We start from the raw sequence: 19,959 nt of genomic DNA, 5'->3' as shown, positions 1-19,959 counted from the left end.
TAGAAGGCGTGACCGGAAATGGGGGACAAATCATGCCGGATGCCAAGAAGGACAGTGCCAAAGCGACATCAAGCAATCTGTCCGATATCGAAGGCCGTATGCTCGTGCTGGAAATCGTGGCGATGACATCGCTCGCCATGGTGCTTGATACATCCGATCCCGAGAATGCCAAAATCGGTCGAGGCGTGCTCTATCTCATCCGCGAGGCGGTGGAGAAAAAGTGTGAGGAAATGAACCTGTCCGAAGAGGCGACGGATACGGCGCAAGTGTATGTGGAGGAGCTTCTCCAGACAGCGATGCATTCGCTCTTTCCGGAAAAACACTAGGGATAAAGAAAAACCGGCTTCCGCCGGTTTCTCCTTCGATTTTCTGAACCTAGCTTCGCAGCACGCCGCCGGTGAATTTCGTCACGCTGGCGATGATCTTCTGCGTCAGCACTTCGAAATCTTCGTCCGTCAGCGTCCGCTCGACTGGCTGGATCTGAACTTCGATGGCCACAGACTTCTTGCCCTCACCAAGCGATGCGCCTTCGAAGATATCGAAGACGTTGACGCCGGTTATCAGCTTGCGGTCGACGCCGCTGGCAGCCTTGAGGATGGCACCTGCTTCAACGGACTTGTCTACAACGAAAGCGAAGTCGCGCTTGACGGCCTGGAAAGCCGAAAGCTCCAGCGCCGGCTTTGTGCGCGTCGCCTTCTTCTTCGGCTCAGGCATGGCATCGACATAGACCTCGAAGCCGCAGAGGGCGCCGGAGACGTCGAGCGCTTCCAGCGTCGAGGGATGGAATTCGCCGAAATAGCCGAGGACGACCTTCGGACCCATCTTGATCGTGCCGGAGCGGCCCGGATGATACCATTCGGGACCGCCCTGCTCGATCTGGATATTGCCCATCGGCAGACCGCAGGCTTCGATCACGGCAAGCGCGTCGGCCTTGGCATCGAAGACATCAGCGGGCTTGCCGCCGCCCTTCGCCGCGTTCGACCACATACGGCCGGCACCGGCCATCGTTGCCGTTCCGCGGCGGATGCCGCCAGCAACGCGGCGCTGGCCTTCCGGCCGGTCGCTTTCGTAGGTGCCTGAGACTTCGAAAATTGCGACGTCGCCATAGCCCTTGTCGGCGTTGCGCTGGGCAGCGGTCAGCAGGCCGGGCAGCAGCGACGGACGCATGTCCGACATTTCCGCTGCAATCGGATTGGCAAGCTTCAGGGCCGGAGAACCGCCGCCAAAAAGCTTTGCCTGATCTTCCGGAATAAAGGACCAGGTGACGGCTTCCAGCATGCCGCGCGAGGCGAGCGCCCGCTTTGCCGTGCGCGTGCGGATCTGCAGCGTCGTCAGGATCTTGCCATTGACGGCAGCGTGACTTTCGAGCGGCGCCGGCTTGATCTTGTCGACGCCGTGGATGCGCATGATTTCCTCAACGAGATCGGCCTTGCCATCGACATCGGGACGCCAGGACGGAACGGCGACCGAAACACGCTCGCCGGAGCCGGAGACCTTGAAGCCGAGGCGGCCAAGTATCGCATTGCTCTCCTCGGTCGAGACTTCAAGGCCGGTCAGGCGCTTGACTTCGGAATAGGGGAAATCGACGATCTTGGCTTGATAGCCCTTGTAGCCGACAACCTCAGCCTTGGCAGACTTGCCGCCGCAAAGTTCCAGAACCAGTTCTGTGGTGCGCTCGAGGCCCGGGATCATGTATTCCGGATCGACGCCGCGCTCGAAACGGTAACGGGCATCGGTGATGATGCCGAGGCCGCGGCCCGACTTGGCGATGTTCATCGGATCCCAGAGGGCGGACTCGATCAGGACATCGACGGTATTCTCGTCACAGCCGGAATGCTCACCACCCATGATGCCGCCGATCGACTCGACGCCGTTGTCGTCAGCGATGACGACGTTGTTGGCGCCGAGCTTGTATTCGCGCTGGTCGAGCGCCAGCACCGTCTCGCCATCCCTGGCGCGGCGAACCGTCAGGCTACCCTTCACCTTGGCTGCGTCGAAGACGTGCATCGGGCGGCCCTGATCGAAGGTCATGTAATTGGTGATATCGACCAGCGCGTTGATCGGGCGCAGGCCGATTGCCAGCAGGCGCTGCTGCATCCACTTGGGGCTCGGGCCGTTCTTGATGCCGCGCACGACGCGCAGGCCAAAGCCCGGGCAAAGCTTCTCGTCATCGAGATCGAGCGTCACCTTCACCGGCGTCTCGCCTTCGACAGCGAAGGACGGCGCAGGACGGGTCTTCAGCGTGCCGAGGCCGGAAGCGGCCAGATCGCGGGCGATGCCGTAGATCGAGGTGCAGTCCGGACGGTTCGGCGTCAGGTTGATCTCGATCATGGGATCGTCGAGATGAGCATAGGCAGCGAAGGACGTGCCGACAGGCGCATCGGCAGGCAGGTCGATGATGCCGTCGTGATTATCCGACATGTTCAGCTCCTTTTCGGAGCACATCATGCCGTGGCTTTCGACGCCGCGAATCTTGCCGACGCCAAGCGTCACGTCGATCCCGGGCACATAGTCGCCCGGTTGCGCCAGCGCGCCGACGAGGCCGGCGCGGGCATTCGGTGCACCGCAGACGATCTGCAACGGCTTGCCGCCATTGACGTCAGGGCCGGCATCGACCGACAGCACCTTCAGACGATCGGCTTCCGGATGCTTTTCAGCCGACAGTACCTTGGCGATGACGAAGGGCTTATACGCAGCCTTATCATCGACATCCTCGACCTCGAGGCCGATTTCCGTCAGGCGGGTGCAAATTTCATCGAGCGAGGCATCCGTTTCCAGATGATCCTTGAGCCAGGAGAGTGTGAATTTCATAGGTCCAATCCTCCCTTACGCGCTCAGGCCGCCGAACAGCGTCGGCATGTCGAGCGGGCGGAAGCCATAGTGGTTCATCCAGCGGACGTCGGCGTTGAAGAAGTCCCGCAGGTCGGGCATGCCGTATTTCAGCATGGCGATGCGGTCGAGGCCCATGCCCCAGGCAAAGCCCTGATATTCGTCCGGATCGAGGCCGCCGGCGCGCAGCACGTTCGGGTGGACCATGCCGCAGCCGAGGATTTCCATCCAGTCGGCGCCTTCACCAAACTTGACGATCGGGCCGGAGCGGTCGCACTGGATATCGACCTCGAAGGACGGTTCCGTGAATGGGAAGAAGGACGGGCGGAAGCGCATCGTCACGCTGTCGACTTCGAAGAAGGTCTTGCAGAACTCTTCCAGCACCCAGCGGATATTGGCGACGTTGGCCTTCTTGTCGACAACGAGGCCCTCGACCTGATGGAACATCGGCGAATGCGTCGCGTCGCTATCCTGGCGATAGGTCTTGCCGGGGATGATGATGCGGATCGGCGGCTTCTGCGCTTCCATCGTGCGCACCTGCACCGGCGAGGTGTGCGTGCGCAGAACCTTGCGCTCACCGTTCTCGTCCGGATTGAAGAAGAAGGTGTCGTGCATCTCACGGGCCGGGTGTCCCTCGGGGAAATTCAGGGCCGTGAAATTGTAATAGTCGGTTTCGACGTCAGGACCCTCGGCGATCGAGAAGCCCATGTCGCCGAAGATCGCGGTGATCTCATCGACGATCTGGCTGATCGGGTGGATGCGGCCGCGCTCTGCCGGAGACGAGCGGACCGGCAGGCTGACATCGACGGTCTCCGCCTTCAGGCGCGCATCGATGGCCGCCCGCTTCAGATCGCTCTTGCGCAGGTTGATGGCATCGGTCACCACAGTCTTCAGCGCATTGATCGCCGCACCGCGCGTCTGGCGCTCTTCCGGCGACATCGCGCCGAGCGTCTTCAGCAGCTCGGAAACGGATCCCTTCTTGCCGAGTGCGCCAACCCGCACCGCTTCGATCGCAGGCTCGTCGGCGGCGGCCGCGACATCGGCCAGCAGTTGCTTTTCCAGAGTTTCGAGTTCGGTCATCTTTTTCCTGCCTTGCGGGCGTCAATGTGCTTCAGGAAGCGTGTTTCAAGTAACTGGTGGCCATGATGAACTGCCGCAGATCACTACCCATGTGAACGCGGCCAATCAACCGGGCAAACCACAAAAAGGCGCCCAGAAAGCCGGTGAGTTTGTGCAGTTCGTCAATGGCGCCGGCCGGTGCTGCCTCGCACCACGCTTTATAGGCCCGGTCATGGGTTTGACTGCCCAGCCGGGCGCGGCCTGCGATCTGCAGGAAGAGCAGCCATATGTCGCGCGCCTGCGCCGTAGCCAGCGGCATGACGGTGTCAGGTTCTTCTTCGAAATCCATGAAGCCGATGCGGCCATCCTTGACGAACATGTCGCGCGGAAACGGGCGCCCATGGCACAGACCCTTGGCGTGAAGCCGGCCGAGCTCGCGAGCGCAGAGGACGAGCAGATCATCATGGGCTACCGGATCGCTGGCAGCCATGGCGCGCAGCTGCTGTCCGACAGTCAAGCCGACATCACTGAAAACGACGGCGCTGCCGGACGAATAGACAACGCGCGCGGTCGGTACGTCCTTGGATGCGAACATGGTGATACGCCGGATTTCGCGTTGTGCCATGCCTTCGTCATCCAGCGCCGGTGACGGCCGGAGAAACGGCGCACCAACCAGATTGGCGATCATGCGCTGCAGAAAGACCCAGCGCGAGGTGCACTCCGTGCCATAGCGCTTGATCCAGACAGCACCCTGCGACAGCGGCACACACTCAACCCTGTGCGAACCCGACAGCAGCGCAGTGAGAAGAACCGGAATGTCCTCCTCGCTCAGGCCGCGTCCGGCTTCCAGATTGTCGATAGCGTCCGCCACGTTCCCGTGACTCCCATTTCAAATCGCAAACAAAAACCCGCGCCAGCTAGCCAGCGCGGGTTTAAAAACATCGAAACTGAAGTTCGATAGCGCCGGCTTAGTTAACCGCTGCTTCAAACTCGTTCTTCGTGCCGGCGTCCTTGAGGTACTCAAGGGCCTTCTTGGAAGCATCGACGAGAGCGCCGAATGCTGCAGGCTCATGGATCGCCATGTCGGAGAGAACCTTACGGTCGACTTCGATGCCAGCCTTGTTCAGGCCGTCGATGAAGCGGCCGTAGGTCAGGCCGAATTCGCGGACAGCAGCGTTGATACGCTGGATCCAGAGCGCGCGGAAATTGCGCTTGTTGACCTTGCGGTCGCGGTAAGCGTACTGCTTGGAGCGGTCAACCGCTGCCTTAGCCGTACGGATGGTGTTCTTGCGGCGGCCGTAAAAGCCCTTTGCGGCCTTCAGAACCTTCTTGTGCTTGGCGTGGGCGGTAACGCCTCTTTTTACACGTGCCATTTCATGATCTCCTTAATCTACAACGTTCGCGGAAGAGTCTTAGAGACCGTTCGGCAGATAGTTCTTCACAACCTTGCGGCCATCGGGTTCAGCCAGAACCATCGTGCCACGTGCATCGCGAATGAACTTGTTGCTACGCTTGATCATGCCGTGGCGCTTGCCAGCAGCTGCAGCCTTGACCTTGCCGGTTGCGGTGATCTTGAACCGCTTCTTGGCAGAGGACTTCGTCTTCATCTTGGGCATTTTGCTACTCCGTTTCTGTCCTCCCTGCATGTTTCAAAGAAACCCTCGAGCGATGTCCGGAAAACCGGCCGTCGCAACCAGGTGCGGGAGCGTTTGTTGTTGATCTGCGGGCCCGGTGACGAAACCTGCCCGCAAGCATTCGAAACTGCCACGGCATGCCCTGCCGGTCAGTTCGGACGCGCGCTTATAACCGCAGTGTCATGAAAGTGCAACGGGGCGGCCGGCGGAATCTTGGCACTCAGGCCGCGGGCATCAGATTCTTCGGCGCGGGCAAGGCCAAGGTGACTTCCAGGCCGCCGAGATCCGAGCGCGAAAGGACAATCTTGCCGCCGTAAGCCTCGGCGATGTCGCCGGAAATGGCAAGCCCGAGACCGGAACCTGCATGCGCATCGTCAGCGCTGACGCCGCGCTTCAACATCATCGCATAGTTTTCGGGAGGCACGCCAGGGCCATCATCGCCGACCCGGAGGATAACGGCCTCGCCTTCCCTCAACGCCGAGACGTCGATGCGGGAGCGGGCAAAGCGCACTGCATTGTCGAGAATATTGCCCATGGCCTCGGCGACATCGGCGGGATCGGCTTCGATGGTCAGCGCCGGATCGATATCGACTTTCCAGCCAACGCCCTTGCCGTCGGTGACCGGTGAGAGAACACTGACCAGCTTGCCCGATATGCCGAGAAGCGACGTCGTCGCCATGCGTTCGACACCCATCCTCGCGGCCTGCAATTGCCGGTCGGCCCGCTGGCGCACGAGTTCGATCTGCTGCAGGGCGGTATCGCGCTTGTGATCCGGCAGGCTTTCGACGAGATGGGACAGAACCGTTAGCGGCGTCTTCAATCCGTGCGCCAGATCGCTCGCCCGCGATCGTGCCCGTTCCACGGCGGTTTCGCGCTCCGCCAGCAGAAGATTGATCTCGTTGACCAGCGGGCGGACCTCGCTCGGTCCTTCGGCGCCGATATGGGCGCTGCGGCCGGCGCGGATATTCGCCACCTCGTTGCGCAGACGCACCAGCGGCTTCAGCCCGATCAGCCCCTGCAGAAAAGCGGCGGCAAGCAGAAGCAGGCCGGTTGCGGCCAACATTAGCTGCAGCGGCCGATGATAATTCGACAGCGCGCCTTCCATCTCGTCCTTGGAGAAGGCCGTGTAGATCGTGAAGTGTTTGCGCGCATCACCCTCACCGACGGACATCGCCCTCACTGTGACCAGGATCGTCGTCCCATCCGGCCCTTCGGCCTCGTGAAACCCGCAATAGAGATCCCTGGAGAGGCTATCCCTGGTCAGTTCCTCGTCCCAGAACGATCGCGAGCGGAGCGGCGGCTGAGTGGGGTCGTCGGGCGTTATCTGCCAATAGCGTCCGCCGGCCGGTGTCTGGAACCGCGGATCGGACGGTTCGCTGATCAGCGAAAGCCCGCCGTTTTCGATTGCCAGACGGGCGCCCAGAGCATCCGATACCGCGGTCATCTCGTTCGCATATTGGTCGGCCAGATAGTCTTCGAACAGATGACCGAGGACGAACCAGACCAGCGCGAGAGCGACGGCAATCGCAACAAGGGCGCCAGCAGCCAGACGGAAGCGCAATGACTTCGTCATCGTGTCTTGCCCGGCAGCAGGTATCCGAAGCCGCGGCGCGTTTCTATCGCGCCGCTATCGGTCTTCTTGCGCAGTCGCGCCACCATAGCCTCGACGGCATTCTTGGCGGCATCGTCATCGCGGCCCTGGACCTGGCTCGCAAGTTCCGCGGGCGTCAGCACGGCGCCCGGACGATCGATGAACACGGAGATCATCCGGTATTCGAGAGGGCTCAGATCAAGTTCGCGGCCATCGAAGGTCACACGGCGGGCCTGTTCATCCAGCGTGAAGCGGTCGGCCGATTTCACCCGCTGCTGCATCCTGCCTGATCGGCGAAGCAGAGCGCGAAGGCGTGCCAGCAATTCCTCGCTGCGGAAGGGCTTTGGCAGGTAATCGTCGGCCCCGGCGTCGAAACCATCGACGCGTTCCATCCAGGAGCCGCGGGCCGTCAGTACGAGGACCGGCGTTTCGAGACCATTGGCCCGCCAGCGCTTGAGGATCGACAGGCCATCCATGCCGGGAAGACCGAGATCGAGGACGATGGCAGCGTAATCACCCGTTTCTCCCTGCTCCCAAATTTCGGGACCGGAGCTCAGGGTTTCGACGAGATAGCCTTCGCGTCCCAACGTCTCGGCAAGGTGCACTGATATATTGGCGTCGTCTTCGGCGAGCAGGATCTTCATCGGTCACTTGTCCCCGATCACTTCGCCACTGCGGGCATCGACGCTCAGCGTGCGTATGGTGCCTTTTCCATCCCGAAGCTTGAGCTGATAGACATCGCTGAACAGCGAGCGGCTGAGACTGACGTCGATCACCCGGCCGTAACGGCGGGAATCGATCTTCTGCAGCAGCGATTTCAGCGGCAGGATGCGGCCTTCTCGCACAGCATCGCGTGCGCGGTCGTAATCAGCGCGACCGGAGCCGCTTCCGCTGCTGGTTCCGCGGCCACCGTGATCATCGCCTTCGCCGTCGTCATTACCGCCGCCATGGCCGCCATGGTCGTCTCCGCCATCGTGGCCTGAGCCTCCCGATCCCGAGTTCGAGCCTGAACCGGATGAGCCGGAGCCGCTCGAACCGCTGCTGCCGGAACTGCCACTACTGCCGCCGCCATCTTTTGCCGCTGCCGGAGACGCAGACAGTGCGGCCGCAACGATGGCGGCTGACAACAGGAGAGCGGTCGATCTGCGGGTGAAAGACATGCCTGATCCGGACCTCATATACGGCTGATAAACTGAACGCTTACATGCACCCGCACAAGAGGCACAGGAAAGTGGACTTGAAACGGCAGATGCTCCGCCGGCAAACGGCGGAGCATCGATCTTCCGGGGCGGGCGGAAGAACCAGGCGATTACGGCGCTGCCGCAGGCCTGATGGAAACATTGGTGATTGGGCCGGGGTTACGGACGGCATCGGAGCGGTGCGGCTTCACTTCGACGGTCTGGACGCCGTGCTCCAATTCGACCTCGACTTCCAGCCTGCGGCCCAGCTGATCGACAGCGATAAGGGAACCGTTGAGCAGGCCTTGAAGACTTGCCGCGGAAACCGAGAGCGGAACGCGGGGACGATCGCTGCGGTCATTCTCGCGGCCGCGGCGTCCACTATCATCCGCCCCCGCAGCAACCGTCCGGCCGCCATGGCGATCGCCGCCATTGTCGTCATCGCTGGAGTTGCCGCCACTCCGGCCGCGGCCACTGTTGCTGCCACTGTCGTGGCCGCCGCCATGGTCGTCGCCGGCGGCATCGTCGCTGCCGCCGCCGCCCGAACTGCCGCTGCCGCCGTCATGACCGCCACGGGCATAGGCAGCCGAGGAAAGGAGGGAATATCCCGAAGGCTGAAGGGCGGGTAGAGCAGCGGCCAGCGCAAGCGCGGCGGCCGAGGCCAGCGTGATCCTTTGAAGACGGGGGGGCATGGTCGTTTCCTTTCCATCCGTGTTTCGATGGAAGGAGCATGACATCTCCTGGCTGACAGGCCGCTGAGCGGCTCTGTCAGCAGACTGTCAGAAAGCGGCCCCAGAAAACACAAAAGCCGCCCTTGCGGACGGCTTCGATGCATCTTGATGGACCGCGCTCACTTGGGCGCGAGCACCATCATCATCTGTCGGCCTTCAAGCTTCGGCTCGGCTTCGACCTTTGCATATTCGGTCGTGTCGGCCTTGACCTGCTGAAGCAGCTTCATGCCCAGTTCCTGGTGAGCCATTTCACGGCCACGGAACTTCAGCGTTACCTTTACCTTGTCGCCTTCTTCGAAGAAGCGGCCCATCGCCTTCATCTTCACGTCATAGTCATGCGTGTCGATGTTCGGGCGCATCTTGATTTCTTTGACTTCGACGATCTTCTGCTTCTTGCGCGCTTCGGCAGCCTTCTTCTGGTTGGCATATTTCAGCTTGCCCAAATCGAGAATCTTGCACACAGGCGGCTCGGCATTGGGGGAAATTTCCACCAGGTCGAGACCGGCTTCCTCAGCCATTTTCAACGCCTGATCGGTGGCAACGATGCCCAGGTTCTGTCCCTCTGCGTCAATCAGCTGAACACGGGGTATGCGAATTTCCCGGTTCGAACGCGGCCCTTCCTTAACGGGCGCGTCGGTTTTAAAAGGTCTGCGAATGGTCGTACTCTCCTCGAGTTGTTGAATGCTGCAGCTCGTACTCCCACGGGGGCACAAACGGGGTCTCGTTATCGCTGCAACGGAGTCAGTAGCACGCTTTAGCGGAAAAATCACCCGCTGTCAGCCTGTCAAGAATCTGTTTTATAGGCAGGAACAACAGGAGTTCAGCCGTGTCCGAGACATCCATCGCCCCTCAGCCGAAGTTTATCACCGCCGGAGAGGGTAACGACGCCCGCCAGATCGCCTTCATTCTGCGTCAGGCGAATGCTGGACCGGACGCCCCTGTGCTGCTCTGGCTTTCGGGATATCGCTCGGACATGAGCGGCACCAAGGCCGTCGAGCTCGACAGGCTGGCGGCGGAAACCGGTCTTGCCTGCCTTCGTCTCGACTATTCGGGCCACGGGCTTTCCGGCGGCAAGTTTACCGACGGGACGATCTCGCGCTGGCTTGAGGAGACGCTCGCGGTTCTCATGCATGTCAATCCGAAGCACGTCATTGCCGTCGGATCGTCGATGGGAGGGTGGATCGCGCTGCGCCTGGCCCAGGAACTGGGCAAGATCGCCGATGGACCGAAGCTTGAGGGCATGGTGCTGATCGCGCCCGCGCCGGATTTCACCTCGGATCTGATCGAACCGCATCTGACCAAGAAGGAACGCGCCTCTCTGGAAGAGCGCGGCTATTTCGAAGAAAAGTCGGAATACAGCCCTGAGCCCAATATCTATACCCGGGCCCTGATCGAGGACGGCCGCGCCAACAGAGTGCTGACCGGGATGATCCAGACGGGATGCCCGGTTCATATCCTGCAGGGCATGAAAGATCCGGACGTGCCCTATGCACATGCCATGAAGCTGATCGAGCATCTGCCGTCCGACGACTTGGTGCTGACCTTCGTACGCGACGGCGACCACCGGCTTTCGCGGCCGCAGGATATCGAGCGCATGCTTTCTGCGGTCAGCGCGCTTGTCCGTCAATAAGCGAATTCGGATGCACGAATAGTATCTCCGGTTGAGAGGATACCGCGCAAGCCCACCTTCTGTGGCATTTTAACCATGTCCGAGAGTTGTAACTCCCTACCAAGAAGTAACGATTGACTCCGAACGCCCCTCCCCGTTAACTCTTTGTTAATAAATACAAGGGCGATGCAGGGAATACGGGCGTGCGGATCAAGGGTTACCTCGTGGCCATGATGGCCATGCTAGCGATGTCTTCGGCTGCCTTGCCGGCTTCGACATCCAACCTCTCCATGGTTACCGGCGGAGCGACATCGCAGCCGATCGGCCATTACGATTTCTGCCAGATCCACCGCGACGAATGCGGCCCGAACCGCAATACTGCGAACATGCAGATGACCCCCGACCAGTGGACGCTGGTGCGTTCGGTCAACACGACAGTCAACACCACGATCAAGCCGATGACCGACAAGGAAATCTACGGCAAGGACGAGGTCTGGGCCTATCCGACGACAGCAGGCGACTGCGAAGACTATGCGCTTCTGAAGCGCCGCATCCTCATTCAGCGCGGCTTTTCGCCGGCAAACCTTTTGATGACGGTTGTACGCAAGCCTGACGGTGAGGGGCATGCGGTTCTGACCCTGCGCACCACGGATGGCGATTTCATTCTCGACAATCTCTCGACCAACGTGAAGCCATGGTTCGACACGAACTATTCCTTCATCAAGCGCCAGTCGAGCTATAATGCCGGGCGCTGGGTCACCGTCGAGAATGGCCGCGACGTTCTGGTCGGCGCCCTGCAATAATTACATCTACCGGTTCTTGGGTGGCCTTCCGAAGCTTGCTTCGGGAGGCCTTTTTTTGTGCCTGAAAGCCCTCAGCCGTTGCCGATCAGGATGCCCGCACCGAGCACAAGTCCGCCGCCGACGACCACCTGGAAGGCGGCGCGCAGGAACGGCGTTTCCATATACTTGTTCTGAATGAAGGCGATTGCCCAGAGTTCGAAGAAGACGACCACGGCCGCGGTGATCGTTGCCGTCCAGAAATGCGGGATCAGATAAGGCAGCGCGTGCCCGAGGCCTCCGAGCGCCGTCATGATGCCGCAGGCAAGGCCGCGCTTGATCGGCGATCCACGACCGGAAATCTTGCCGTCGTCATGCGCCGCCTCGGTAAAGCCCATGGAGATACCGGCGCCTACAGAAGCGGAAAGGCCGACGAGGAAGGTTTGCCAGGTATCCTGCGTGGCGAAGGCGGCGGCGAAGATCGGCGCCAGCGTCGAGACCGAACCATCCATCAGACCGGCCAGGCCGGGCTGGACATAGGTCAACACGAACTGGCGGCGGACGCCTTCGTTCTCTTCTTCCTTGACGGTCTCCGGTGTGTGCTTTTCTCCGAGCATGCGGGCGATATCCTCATGCCCCTGTTCGGCCAGCGCCAGATCGCCAAGAAGCTGACGGGTCGAGGCGTCAGTCGTCTGCTTGGCCGCCTCGACATAGAAGCGGTAGGCCTGCTCTTCCATGGCCTCCGTCTCGCGCCGCATGGCGTCGAGCGACAGGTTCTTGCGCAGCCAGTCCGGCTTGCGATCGTAGAAGCCCTGCACATGCTCGCGGCGGATCAGCGGGATGCGCTCGCCGAAGCGCTGGCGATGGATTTCGATCAGCGACCGCCGATGGGTACTTTCTACCTCGGCCATGTCTTCAAACACCTGCGCGCTCGCAGGATAGTCGCGCTTCAGCTGATCCGCATAGGCGAGATAGATGCGCGCATCATCCTCTTCCGAGGCGATTGCAAGTGCCAAGATTTCCTGTTCAGACAATGATTTGAAGGATCGCTTCTGCGACCTGAAAAGACGCGCCAACATAGGCATGCTCCAATAATTTAGAATTATTCTAATCTAAATAGCCCCGCGGCGACGGTCAAGATCGAACACGCCTGATTTGACAGATTGCCGCAATCTTCAGTTCCGCCTTTGGCCGCGCGCCCGCAACGCCTATATGAAAAGCGCCGTAGCATATGGCAAAGCCGGGGTGGTTTTAAAAATGAACAACGAATTGCAGGGCCGCGCTGCCCATGTTGCGGCGATCCGCGAGCGCGCGGAAGCCGAGATGAAGTCGATCGGCATCGACGATGCCTTTATCGGGACGCTGGTCGAGACATTCTACAGCCGCGTGCTTTTACATCCCGAACTCGGGCCGGTCTTCGATGCGCGGCTTTCGGGGCGGTGGCCGGAGCATATGGAAAAGATGAAAAGCTTCTGGTCTTCCGTTGCCTTTCGCAGCGGGGCCTATGGCGGAAAGCCCGTTCAGGCCCATACCGGCGTCGCCAACATGACGCCGGAGCTGTTTCCAAAATGGCTGGCGCTGTTTGCAGCGACGCTTGACGATATCGCTCCGACCCCGGAGGCCAAGGCCTGGTTCATGGCAACCGCGGAGCGCATTGCCCGGAGCCTGACCCTCTCGCTGTTCTACAATCCGGCCCTGGACGATCCGGCGCGCCAGCGCGCCTGACCGTCACGCCTTGCCGGCGAAGAAGGTGGCGCCGGCACTTGCCAGCACCACGAGTGCCGTTCCGGCCATCTGTAGCAGCGTCATCGGCTGCATCAGAATGACGAAACCGGCAGCGGCGCCGATCGCCGGTTCCAGACTCATCAGAATGCCGAAAGACGCCGTGGGCATGCGCCGGAGCGCCGTCATTTCCAGGGCATAGGGCAGAAGCGGCACGAGAACGGCCAGTCCCGCCATCTCGATCAAGCCGGAGCCATCAAGGTGGGGTACGGCACCCATGAAGCCGAAAGGCGTGGCGACGACGGCGGCAACGAGCAGCGACATCGACAGGCCTTCGAAGCCCTTGAAGGTTGCGCCGACCTTCTTCGTCAGCAGGATATAGATGGCCCAGCCGGTTCCGGCACCGGCAGCGAACAGTACACCCGGCAGGTTGCCGACCCAGCCTTCGCCATCATAGGCAAGGAACAGCACGCCGGCGGCTGCGACGACGGGCCAGATCAGACGGCGCGTCAATCCATAGCCGAATGTCGCAACCGACAGCGGCCCCAGAAAGTCGATGGCGACGGCAAGGCCGAGCGGAATATGCTGGATCGCCGCGAAGAAGCAGATGGTCATCAATGCCGTGATCGTGCCAAGCACGAGAGCACTGACCCATTGATCTCGGCTATAGCGCAGAACCGGCGGACGAACGATGACTGCAAGGATCAGCGCCGCGAAGACCAGGCGGAGCCAGGAAGCGCCTGCGGGTCCATAGGACGCGATCGCATGCGAGGAAAGTGCCGCGCCGAACTGGATCGACGACATCGAAAGAAGGCACATCAGGGCGCCTGCTGCAACGCCACTCGATGGCACGGCTGCTGCCGAGCCGTCCACATTCAATGCCGCATTCTCAGGCTGTGCGCCCATTGCTTCCTCCCGATTTGCCGCCCTGAATAAGGCTGCGAAGCGACGGGGGCAAATTCAAACTTCTGATGCGAGGAGAAGCTCTATTGATGGCTAGCGATTGCGCCCGGTATCCAGCGCTTCTTCGGCATCATCAAGCGACATCTCAAAAACCTTCTTGCCGATATCGAAGCTGAAGCCGGCCCGGGCAAAAGCCGACAGTTCCTTGGCCTTGCGCTTCTCATCGAGCTCGCTCTTGCGGAACGGGCCGAAGGCGCGCTTGCGGGCCAGAACGACGGCTGCGTAAAGGTCGTCCGCTTCGGCGACGGCGGCCGCAACCGTCGACTTGGCTACGCCCTTTTGTGATAGCTTCTGGGCGATCGCGCGCTTCGACTTGCCGTTGCGCATGCCCGAGCGCGTGCCGATTTCGGCATAGGCTGTGTCGTCGAGCGCCTTGTTGTCATAAGCAAACTTCACGGCGGAATCGGCAAGCGCCTTGACCTGCGCCTCGCTGATGTCCTCGAACTTCTGCCGCGCCTTGCGGGCGATGGCATCGAACAGCTGCTTCTCCGTATGCATCCGCCGCTCCAGGCGGTAGATCGCCGAATTGCGCGCCCATGAGAACATGCGCGGCGTCGGCACGTCGGATGGCGGCGTTTCCTCTTCCAAGCCGCTTAAGCCTCCAGACCCTTGAGGACATTGGCGACATTCAAGCCGATTTCCGGCACGCCGTAACCACCTTCCATGCAGGTCAACACCGGCAGCCCCGTTGACGCAATCATCGCTCCCATGCGGATGAAATCGTCCGAAGTGAGCTTGAAGAAGGAGATCGGATCACGCTCGAATGTATCGACGCCGAGCGAGACGACGATTGCTTCGGCGCCGAACGCCTTGATGCGACTGAGCGAATCGGCAAGCGCCGCAGACCATTCTTGCCAGGCAGTTCCGCGCGGCAGCGGATAGTTGGCATTACTGCCCTCGCCTTCGCCTTCACCCGTCTCGTCCGCATAGCCCCAGAAATACGGAAAGGCGTTGGCGGGCTCGCCATGCAGCGAGGCGAAGAAGATGTCGCCGCGGCGATAGGTGATATCCTGCGTGCCGTTGCCATGATGAAAATCGACATCGAGGATCGCAACCTTCCTGGCGCCGAGATCGAGAAGGCGCTGCGCGGCGACGGCAGCATTGTTGATAAAGCAATAGCCGCCGAAGAGATCGATGCCTGCATGGTGACCGGGCGGGCGGCAGAGCGAAAAGGCGAAGCGATTGCCTGAATTCAGCCAGTCGGCACCCGACATCGCGCATTGCATCGAGGCGATCGCCGCCTCATAGGTGCCATTGGTAATCGCGGTCTCCGCCGCATTGGCATAATAGCCGAGAAGCGCGCCGATGTCGGTCGGCACCCGCAAGGTCGAGCGGCGCACGGGAAAGGACGCCGGGATCGCCTCGCCTTCAGCGCCTGTCGCCGCCCACATGTCCCAGGCCTTTGACAGGAAATCGAGATAACCGGCATCATGCACCTTGCGGGCCGTTTCCAGACCATGGCGGACCGGCGCGGCAACATCTCTGAACCCGGCATCCTTGACGGCATCCAGAATCCATTCGGCGCGGAAGGGACCTTCAAAGGGCGTGACCAGCTGGCCGTTGTGCAACTCGGTCTTCGCGTCACGCAGCTTATGGTCTTCGGAATAGATGACGCGCATGGCGCATGCCCCTCGTTATATCGCGGATAAGGCGCGGTGAGGCGCCGATTTGTCAATGGGTGCGGAGCAGCTCAGACAGCCAGCCGCTTGTAGAACAGCGTCGTCGAGCAATAGCCGCCATCCGGCCACATCGCGTAGTCAGGAATCACGCCGGCGCGTTCCCAGCCGAAGCGTGGATAGATCGCTTCCGCGTCGCTGCCGGTCGCCGTATCCAGAACCAGAAGATGCTTGCCGTGACGGGCAGCCTCCTTCTCGATCGCCTCCATCAGGAGACGTCCGAGCCCATGACCACGCGCCGAGCGGTGAACGAGCAGTTTCTTCAGGTCGCCGCGATGCGGCTGGTTCGGCATCGTGGCAAAACCAACCTGAACGGTACCGAGGATCCGGCCATCGATGACAGCCACCGCTAGCAGATTGACCCCGGCTTCGACGCTCTCGGCGACACCCTGCCAGTAGGGCTCGGCATCCTCGGCCGTATAGGGCTGCATGAAGCCGACGGAGGCGCCGCCCGCGACGCAATCCGCCAGCACATCGCAGAGCTCTGGAATGGCAGCGCGGGCTTCGTCGGCGGTCAAAAGGCGTATCGAAGTCATCAAGTATCTCCTGGATATCATCGTGAACTGCGGCTCAGCACGACGCAGTAACGGGCGGGCTTGCTCGACGGATTGTGGAAGACATGCCCCTCGCCGACAGGCATGAAGAGGCAATCGCCGGGAAAGAGACGGTGAACCTTGTCCCCGGCCGTCATCTCCATCTCGCCTTCGAAAACCCAGATATGCTGGGTCATGCCGTGGCTCGCCGCATGCGGCGGAAAGCTGACACGGGCGCCGGCCGGAAACTCGACATCGACGATATCGACGTCCGACGTGGTGCCGGGCGGGGAGACGGCGCGTCTGATATAACCGGTCTCCGGATCCCGCCACACCTGTTGCTCGTGACGCCGGGCAAGCGGTGACGCCGCGCTTTCTTCTTCCGCAAAGAAGGTCGAGAGGGACAGGCCAAGTGCTGCGCAGACACGCGCCAGCAGCGATGCCGTCGGGCTTGCCTCGGCGCGCTCGATGCGCGAGATCATCGCCCGGCTGACGCCCGAATTGCTGGCGAGATCATCCAGCGTCAGACCTTTTTCCAGCCGCAGACTGCGGATCCTCGCACCGATCGCCGCTTCCAGTTCTTGCTCCAACAGCCCGCTCCATATTTCTACTATACGAGAAATACATGATCCGATGATGGAATCAAGTGGCGCCTGGCGCCGCCATTTATCCTAAACAAACTCCTGCTTTTCCCCTATGCGTCAAGGGAAGGCGCTGCTATATGGCGCGCATGAGCACCAATTCTACCCGCACTCCGCTTGACCATATCCGCAACTTCTCGATCGTGGCCCATATCGACCACGGCAAGTCGACGCTGGCCGACCGTCTGATCCAGACGACCGGCGGCCTGGCCGAGCGCGACATGTCGGAACAGGTGCTGGATTCGATGGATATCGAGCGCGAGCGCGGCATCACCATCAAGGCCCAGACGGTTCGCCTGCATTACAAGGCGAACAACGGCGAAACCTATATCCTGAACCTCATCGACACGCCCGGCCACGTCGACTTCGCCTACGAAGTCTCGCGGTCGCTGTCGGCCTGCGAAGGTTCGCTGCTTGTCGTCGATGCTTCCCAAGGCGTCGAGGCGCAGACGCTCGCCAACGTCTATCAGGCGATCGACAACAACCACGAGATCGTCACTGTCCTCAACAAGATCGACCTGCCGGCCGCAGAACCCGACCGCATCCGCGAGCAGATCGAGGAAGTGATCGGCATCGACGCATCCCAGGCCGTGCTGATTTCCGCCAAGACGGGGCTCGGCATTCCTGATGTTCTGGAAGCCATCGTTCACCAGCTGCCGGCGCCGAAAAGCGAAGGCGGCGACAAGGCGCCGTTGAAAGCGCTGCTGGTCGACAGCTGGTACGACACCTATCTCGGCGTCATGGTTCTGGTGCGCATTCTCGACGGCGTGCTGACCAAGGGCCAGACCATTCGCATGATGGGCACCGACGCCAAGTATCAGGTCGAGCGCGTCGGCGTGCTGACCCCGAAGATGCTGGCAGTCGACAGCCTCGGCCCCGGCGAGATCGGCTTCTTCACCGGCTCGATCAAGGAAGTGGCCGATACCCGCGTCGGCGACACGATCACCGAAGACAAGAAACCGACGGCCCAAGCACTGCCGGGCTTCAAGCCTGCCCAGCCGGTGGTGTTCTGCGGCCTCTTCCCGGTCGATGCGGCCGATTTCGAGGACCTGCGCGCTGCCATGGGCAAGCTGCGCCTCAACGACGCCTCCTTCTCCTTCGAAATGGAATCGTCCGCCGCCCTCGGCTTCGGTTTCCGCTGCGGCTTCCTCGGCCTGCTGCATCTGGAAATCATCCAGGAACGACTGGAGCGCGAATTCGATCTCGACCTGATCGCAACGGCGCCTTCGGTCGTCTACCACCTGTCGATGACCGACGGTTCGACGCGCGAGCTGCACAACCCGGCGGACATGCCTGACGTCGTGAAGATTTCCGAGATCGAGGAACCCTGGATTAAGGCGACGATCCTGACCCCGGACGATTATCTCGGCGGCATCCTGAAACTCTGCCAGGATCGCCGCGGCATCCAGACCGAACTCACCTATGTCGGCAAGCGCGCCATGCTCTCCTACGAGCTGCCGCTCAACGAAGTGGTGTTCGATTTCTACGACCGCCTGAAGTCGATCTCCAAGGGCTATGCCTCGTTCGACTACCATCTGCACGGGTATCGCGAGGGCAACCTCGTGAAGATGTCGATCATGGTCAACGGCGAGCCGGTCGACGCGCTCTCCATGCTTGTCCACCGTTCGGCGGCCGAAAAGCGCGGCCGCGACATGTGCGAAAAGCTGAAGGACCTGATCCCGCGGCACATGTTCAAGATCCCGATCCAGGCGGCGATTGGCGGCAACGTCATCGCCCGCGAAACGATCTCCGCCATGCGCAAGGACGTGACCGCCAAGTGCTACGGCGGCGACGCCACCCGCAAGCGCAAACTTCTGGACAAGCAGAAGGAAGGCAAGAAGCGCATGCGCCAGTTCGGCAAGGTCGATATCCCGCAGGAAGCGTTTATCGCTGCGTTGAAGATGAAGGACGAATAGGTATCTTTTCATCCCCGTTTCGTGCGCATATAATTTGCGCACGAAACGGGGAGGTTAGTCATGCCACGATCAGCCCGAAAGGCTGCCAACCTTTCGCTCGACGCCAATTTGGTAGCGTCTGCGCGTGAACTCGACATCAACATCTCCCGCGCAGCTGAAGACGGGCTGACCCGCGCCATCAAGGCCGAGCAGGAGCGCCGCTGGCTGGACGAGAATGCCGAAGCGATCCGCCTGGAAAACGAGTATGTCGAGAAACACGGACTGCCTTTTGCAAAATATAGGCAGTTCTAATGACACGCTTCATGGTCTACCGGATGCGATCTGACGGCCAACTGGCAATCGATCTTCAAAGCAACGTGCTTGAGGCCCTTCCATCACGCATGATGGCGCCGCTTTATAGCGCAAGCAACATGTCCTGGTCGATCTCTCGGCTTAACCCGCGCTTCATGATCGGCGGCGAAGCGCATGTGCTGGCCACCCAACGAATGGCGGCTATTCCAATCTCCGAGATCGGCGATTCGGTTGTCAGCCTGGAAGTCGAGGCGGACGGCATAACAGCGGCCTTAGACTTCCTCTTCCAAGGCTTCTAAGCCGGCTGAGCCATATATTCCTTCACCAGGCCCTCATACGCATCCATTTCAGGCAATGCCGGATAGCTGTGTCTTGCTCCCGTTGCAGCAAAAGCCAGCTTCTCGCTTGTCCAGGTCTCGATGAAGGGCGCGAACCAGCTGGTATTGTCGAACATCGTGGCACGGACATTGACGAACCAGTCCATGCCCTCTGGCTTGGTGAACATCCAGGTCATGCAATAGGGGCAGAAATAATGATGCGCCTCGGGGCCGTGAAGGCCGCCGATCACGGGCTCGCCCCTGGTGACTTCGAAGCCCTCGGCCGGAATGGCAGCACTCAATGAATAGGCGCTCGACGACATCTTCTGGCAGCCCGTGCAGTGGCAGGCCATGGTCAACAGCGGCTTGGCGCTGATCTTCAGCCGAACCTGACCGCAACGGCAACCAGCCTCCAAGGGCAACGCGTTCTCGCTCATTCTCTCCTCCTGTTATCTCTTGCTGATCTAGGACACCTGTGCGGTGCTTCCAG

General features: G+C 61.0%; 24 protein-coding genes. 7 read left to right on the top strand and 17 right to left on the bottom strand.

All coding sequences use genetic code 11. The annotated features are described in order from the left end of the window. The first annotated feature begins 32 nt into the window (after window positions 1–32). Window positions 33–326, top strand: coding sequence for a hypothetical protein (locus AB4Z25_RS06930; protein ID WP_112538347.1), 294 nt, complete (start codon window positions 33–35; stop codon window positions 324–326). A 49-nt stretch (window positions 327–375) separates the two neighbouring features. Here the strand turns inward: AB4Z25_RS06930 and pheT are convergent, their stop codons facing one another. The 10 genes from pheT to infC all read right to left on the bottom strand — a co-directional run bounded on the left by pheT (window position 376) and on the right by infC (window position 9,678). Further along, the gene (pheT, locus tag AB4Z25_RS06925; RefSeq protein WP_112538346.1) at window positions 376–2,811 is read right to left on the bottom strand and encodes a phenylalanine--tRNA ligase subunit beta; all 2,436 of its coding nucleotides are present in this window, start codon (window positions 2,809–2,811) and stop codon (window positions 376–378) included. A gap of 15 nt (window positions 2,812–2,826) precedes the next feature. After that, entirely contained in the window at window positions 2,827–3,909 is a 1,083-nt protein-coding gene (pheS, locus tag AB4Z25_RS06920; protein WP_112538345.1) for a phenylalanine--tRNA ligase subunit alpha, read from the bottom strand. Window positions 3,910–3,940: 31 nt separating this feature from the next. Next, window positions 3,941–4,759 (bottom strand): serine/threonine protein phosphatase, encoded by an 819-nt coding sequence (locus AB4Z25_RS06915; protein WP_112538344.1) that lies wholly within the window; start codon window positions 4,757–4,759, stop codon window positions 3,941–3,943. Between the two features lie 97 nt (window positions 4,760–4,856). Then, complete coding sequence (rplT, locus tag AB4Z25_RS06910) at window positions 4,857–5,261, bottom strand: 50S ribosomal protein L20 (RefSeq protein ID WP_112385144.1); 405 nt, start codon at window positions 5,259–5,261, stop codon at window positions 4,857–4,859. Window positions 5,262–5,300: 39 nt separating this feature from the next. Continuing rightward, on the bottom strand, window positions 5,301–5,504 hold the full coding sequence (gene rpmI, locus AB4Z25_RS06905) for a 50S ribosomal protein L35 (protein ID WP_007813308.1): 204 nt from the start codon (window positions 5,502–5,504) through the stop codon (window positions 5,301–5,303). A 238-nt stretch (window positions 5,505–5,742) separates the two neighbouring features. Beyond that, window positions 5,743–7,095: a sensor histidine kinase gene (locus AB4Z25_RS06900; protein ID WP_112538343.1), complete on the bottom strand. Its 1,353-nt coding sequence runs from the start codon at window positions 7,093–7,095 to the stop codon at window positions 5,743–5,745. After that, window positions 7,092–7,757 carry a response regulator transcription factor gene (locus AB4Z25_RS06895; protein WP_112538342.1) on the bottom strand — a complete coding sequence of 222 codons (666 nt, stop codon included), beginning with the start codon at window positions 7,755–7,757 and terminating at the stop codon, window positions 7,092–7,094. The genes AB4Z25_RS06900 and AB4Z25_RS06895 overlap by 4 nt, the downstream gene beginning before the upstream one ends. A gap of 3 nt (window positions 7,758–7,760) precedes the next feature. Next, the gene (locus AB4Z25_RS06890) at window positions 7,761–8,273 is read right to left on the bottom strand and encodes a hypothetical protein (RefSeq protein WP_112538341.1); all 513 of its coding nucleotides are present in this window, start codon (window positions 8,271–8,273) and stop codon (window positions 7,761–7,763) included. A gap of 149 nt (window positions 8,274–8,422) precedes the next feature. After that, entirely contained in the window at window positions 8,423–8,983 is a 561-nt protein-coding gene (locus AB4Z25_RS06885) for a hypothetical protein (protein WP_112538340.1), read from the bottom strand. Between the two features lie 158 nt (window positions 8,984–9,141). Next, a complete protein-coding gene (infC, locus tag AB4Z25_RS06880) occupies window positions 9,142–9,678 on the bottom strand; it encodes a translation initiation factor IF-3 (protein ID WP_112385381.1) in 537 nt (178 codons plus the stop codon). Window positions 9,679–9,848: 170 nt separating this feature from the next. On the opposite strand from infC, the gene AB4Z25_RS06875 reads away from it, so the two are divergent. Then, window positions 9,849–10,652 (top strand): alpha/beta fold hydrolase, encoded by an 804-nt coding sequence (locus AB4Z25_RS06875; RefSeq protein WP_112538339.1) that lies wholly within the window; start codon window positions 9,849–9,851, stop codon window positions 10,650–10,652. Between the two features lie 182 nt (window positions 10,653–10,834). Then, window positions 10,835–11,434 (top strand): transglutaminase-like cysteine peptidase, encoded by a 600-nt coding sequence (locus AB4Z25_RS06870; RefSeq protein ID WP_112538338.1) that lies wholly within the window; start codon window positions 10,835–10,837, stop codon window positions 11,432–11,434. Between the two features lie 71 nt (window positions 11,435–11,505). Here AB4Z25_RS06870 and mbfA read toward each other — a convergent pair whose 3' ends face one another. Then, window positions 11,506–12,489: an iron exporter MbfA gene (gene mbfA, locus AB4Z25_RS06865; protein WP_112538337.1), complete on the bottom strand. Its 984-nt coding sequence runs from the start codon at window positions 12,487–12,489 to the stop codon at window positions 11,506–11,508. A gap of 178 nt (window positions 12,490–12,667) precedes the next feature. Between mbfA and AB4Z25_RS06860 the strand changes: the two genes are divergently transcribed. Next, on the top strand, window positions 12,668–13,135 hold the full coding sequence (locus AB4Z25_RS06860; protein WP_112538336.1) for a truncated hemoglobin: 468 nt from the start codon (window positions 12,668–12,670) through the stop codon (window positions 13,133–13,135). 3 nt (window positions 13,136–13,138) lie between these two features. Here the strand turns inward: AB4Z25_RS06860 and AB4Z25_RS06855 are convergent, their stop codons facing one another. The 5 genes from AB4Z25_RS06855 to AB4Z25_RS06835 form a co-directional block, all read right to left on the bottom strand. Beyond that, window positions 13,139–14,038 carry an EamA family transporter gene (locus AB4Z25_RS06855; RefSeq protein WP_112538335.1) on the bottom strand — a complete coding sequence of 300 codons (900 nt, stop codon included), beginning with the start codon at window positions 14,036–14,038 and terminating at the stop codon, window positions 13,139–13,141. Window positions 14,039–14,128: 90 nt separating this feature from the next. Next, window positions 14,129–14,683, bottom strand: coding sequence for a recombination regulator RecX (recX, locus tag AB4Z25_RS06850; protein ID WP_112538334.1), 555 nt, complete (start codon window positions 14,681–14,683; stop codon window positions 14,129–14,131). 5 nt (window positions 14,684–14,688) lie between these two features. After that, window positions 14,689–15,714 carry a histone deacetylase family protein gene (locus AB4Z25_RS06845; protein WP_112538333.1) on the bottom strand — a complete coding sequence of 342 codons (1,026 nt, stop codon included), beginning with the start codon at window positions 15,712–15,714 and terminating at the stop codon, window positions 14,689–14,691. A 71-nt stretch (window positions 15,715–15,785) separates the two neighbouring features. Next, the gene (locus AB4Z25_RS06840) at window positions 15,786–16,307 is read right to left on the bottom strand and encodes a GNAT family N-acetyltransferase (RefSeq protein WP_112538332.1); all 522 of its coding nucleotides are present in this window, start codon (window positions 16,305–16,307) and stop codon (window positions 15,786–15,788) included. Window positions 16,308–16,324: 17 nt separating this feature from the next. Next, the gene (locus tag AB4Z25_RS06835; protein WP_112538331.1) at window positions 16,325–16,894 is read right to left on the bottom strand and encodes a helix-turn-helix domain-containing protein; all 570 of its coding nucleotides are present in this window, start codon (window positions 16,892–16,894) and stop codon (window positions 16,325–16,327) included. A gap of 131 nt (window positions 16,895–17,025) precedes the next feature. Between AB4Z25_RS06835 and lepA the strand changes: the two genes are divergently transcribed. The 3 genes from lepA to AB4Z25_RS06820 are packed head-to-tail and all read left to right on the top strand — an operon-like array spanning window position 17,026 to window position 19,451. Then, the gene (lepA, locus tag AB4Z25_RS06830) at window positions 17,026–18,861 is read left to right on the top strand and encodes a translation elongation factor 4 (RefSeq protein WP_112385130.1); all 1,836 of its coding nucleotides are present in this window, start codon (window positions 17,026–17,028) and stop codon (window positions 18,859–18,861) included. Between the two features lie 60 nt (window positions 18,862–18,921). Next, a complete protein-coding gene (locus tag AB4Z25_RS06825) occupies window positions 18,922–19,152 on the top strand; it encodes a type II toxin-antitoxin system CcdA family antitoxin (RefSeq protein ID WP_112514199.1) in 231 nt (76 codons plus the stop codon). Next, on the top strand, window positions 19,152–19,451 hold the full coding sequence (locus AB4Z25_RS06820) for a CcdB family protein (RefSeq protein ID WP_112538330.1): 300 nt from the start codon (window positions 19,152–19,154) through the stop codon (window positions 19,449–19,451). The genes AB4Z25_RS06825 and AB4Z25_RS06820 overlap by 1 nt, the downstream gene beginning before the upstream one ends. Here the strand turns inward: AB4Z25_RS06820 and AB4Z25_RS06815 are convergent. Then, window positions 19,448–19,906: a GFA family protein gene (locus AB4Z25_RS06815; protein ID WP_112538329.1), complete on the bottom strand. Its 459-nt coding sequence runs from the start codon at window positions 19,904–19,906 to the stop codon at window positions 19,448–19,450. The genes AB4Z25_RS06820 and AB4Z25_RS06815 overlap by 4 nt on opposite strands. Between the last annotated feature and the right edge of the window lie 53 nt (window positions 19,907–19,959).

It is taken from the genome of Rhizobium sp. RAF36 (assembly GCF_052114105.1).
GTDB lineage: Bacteria > Pseudomonadota > Alphaproteobacteria > Rhizobiales > Rhizobiaceae > Rhizobium.
The sequence above is the reverse complement of the archived record's forward strand: the minus strand, read 5'-3'. Positions and strand labels throughout refer to the sequence as shown.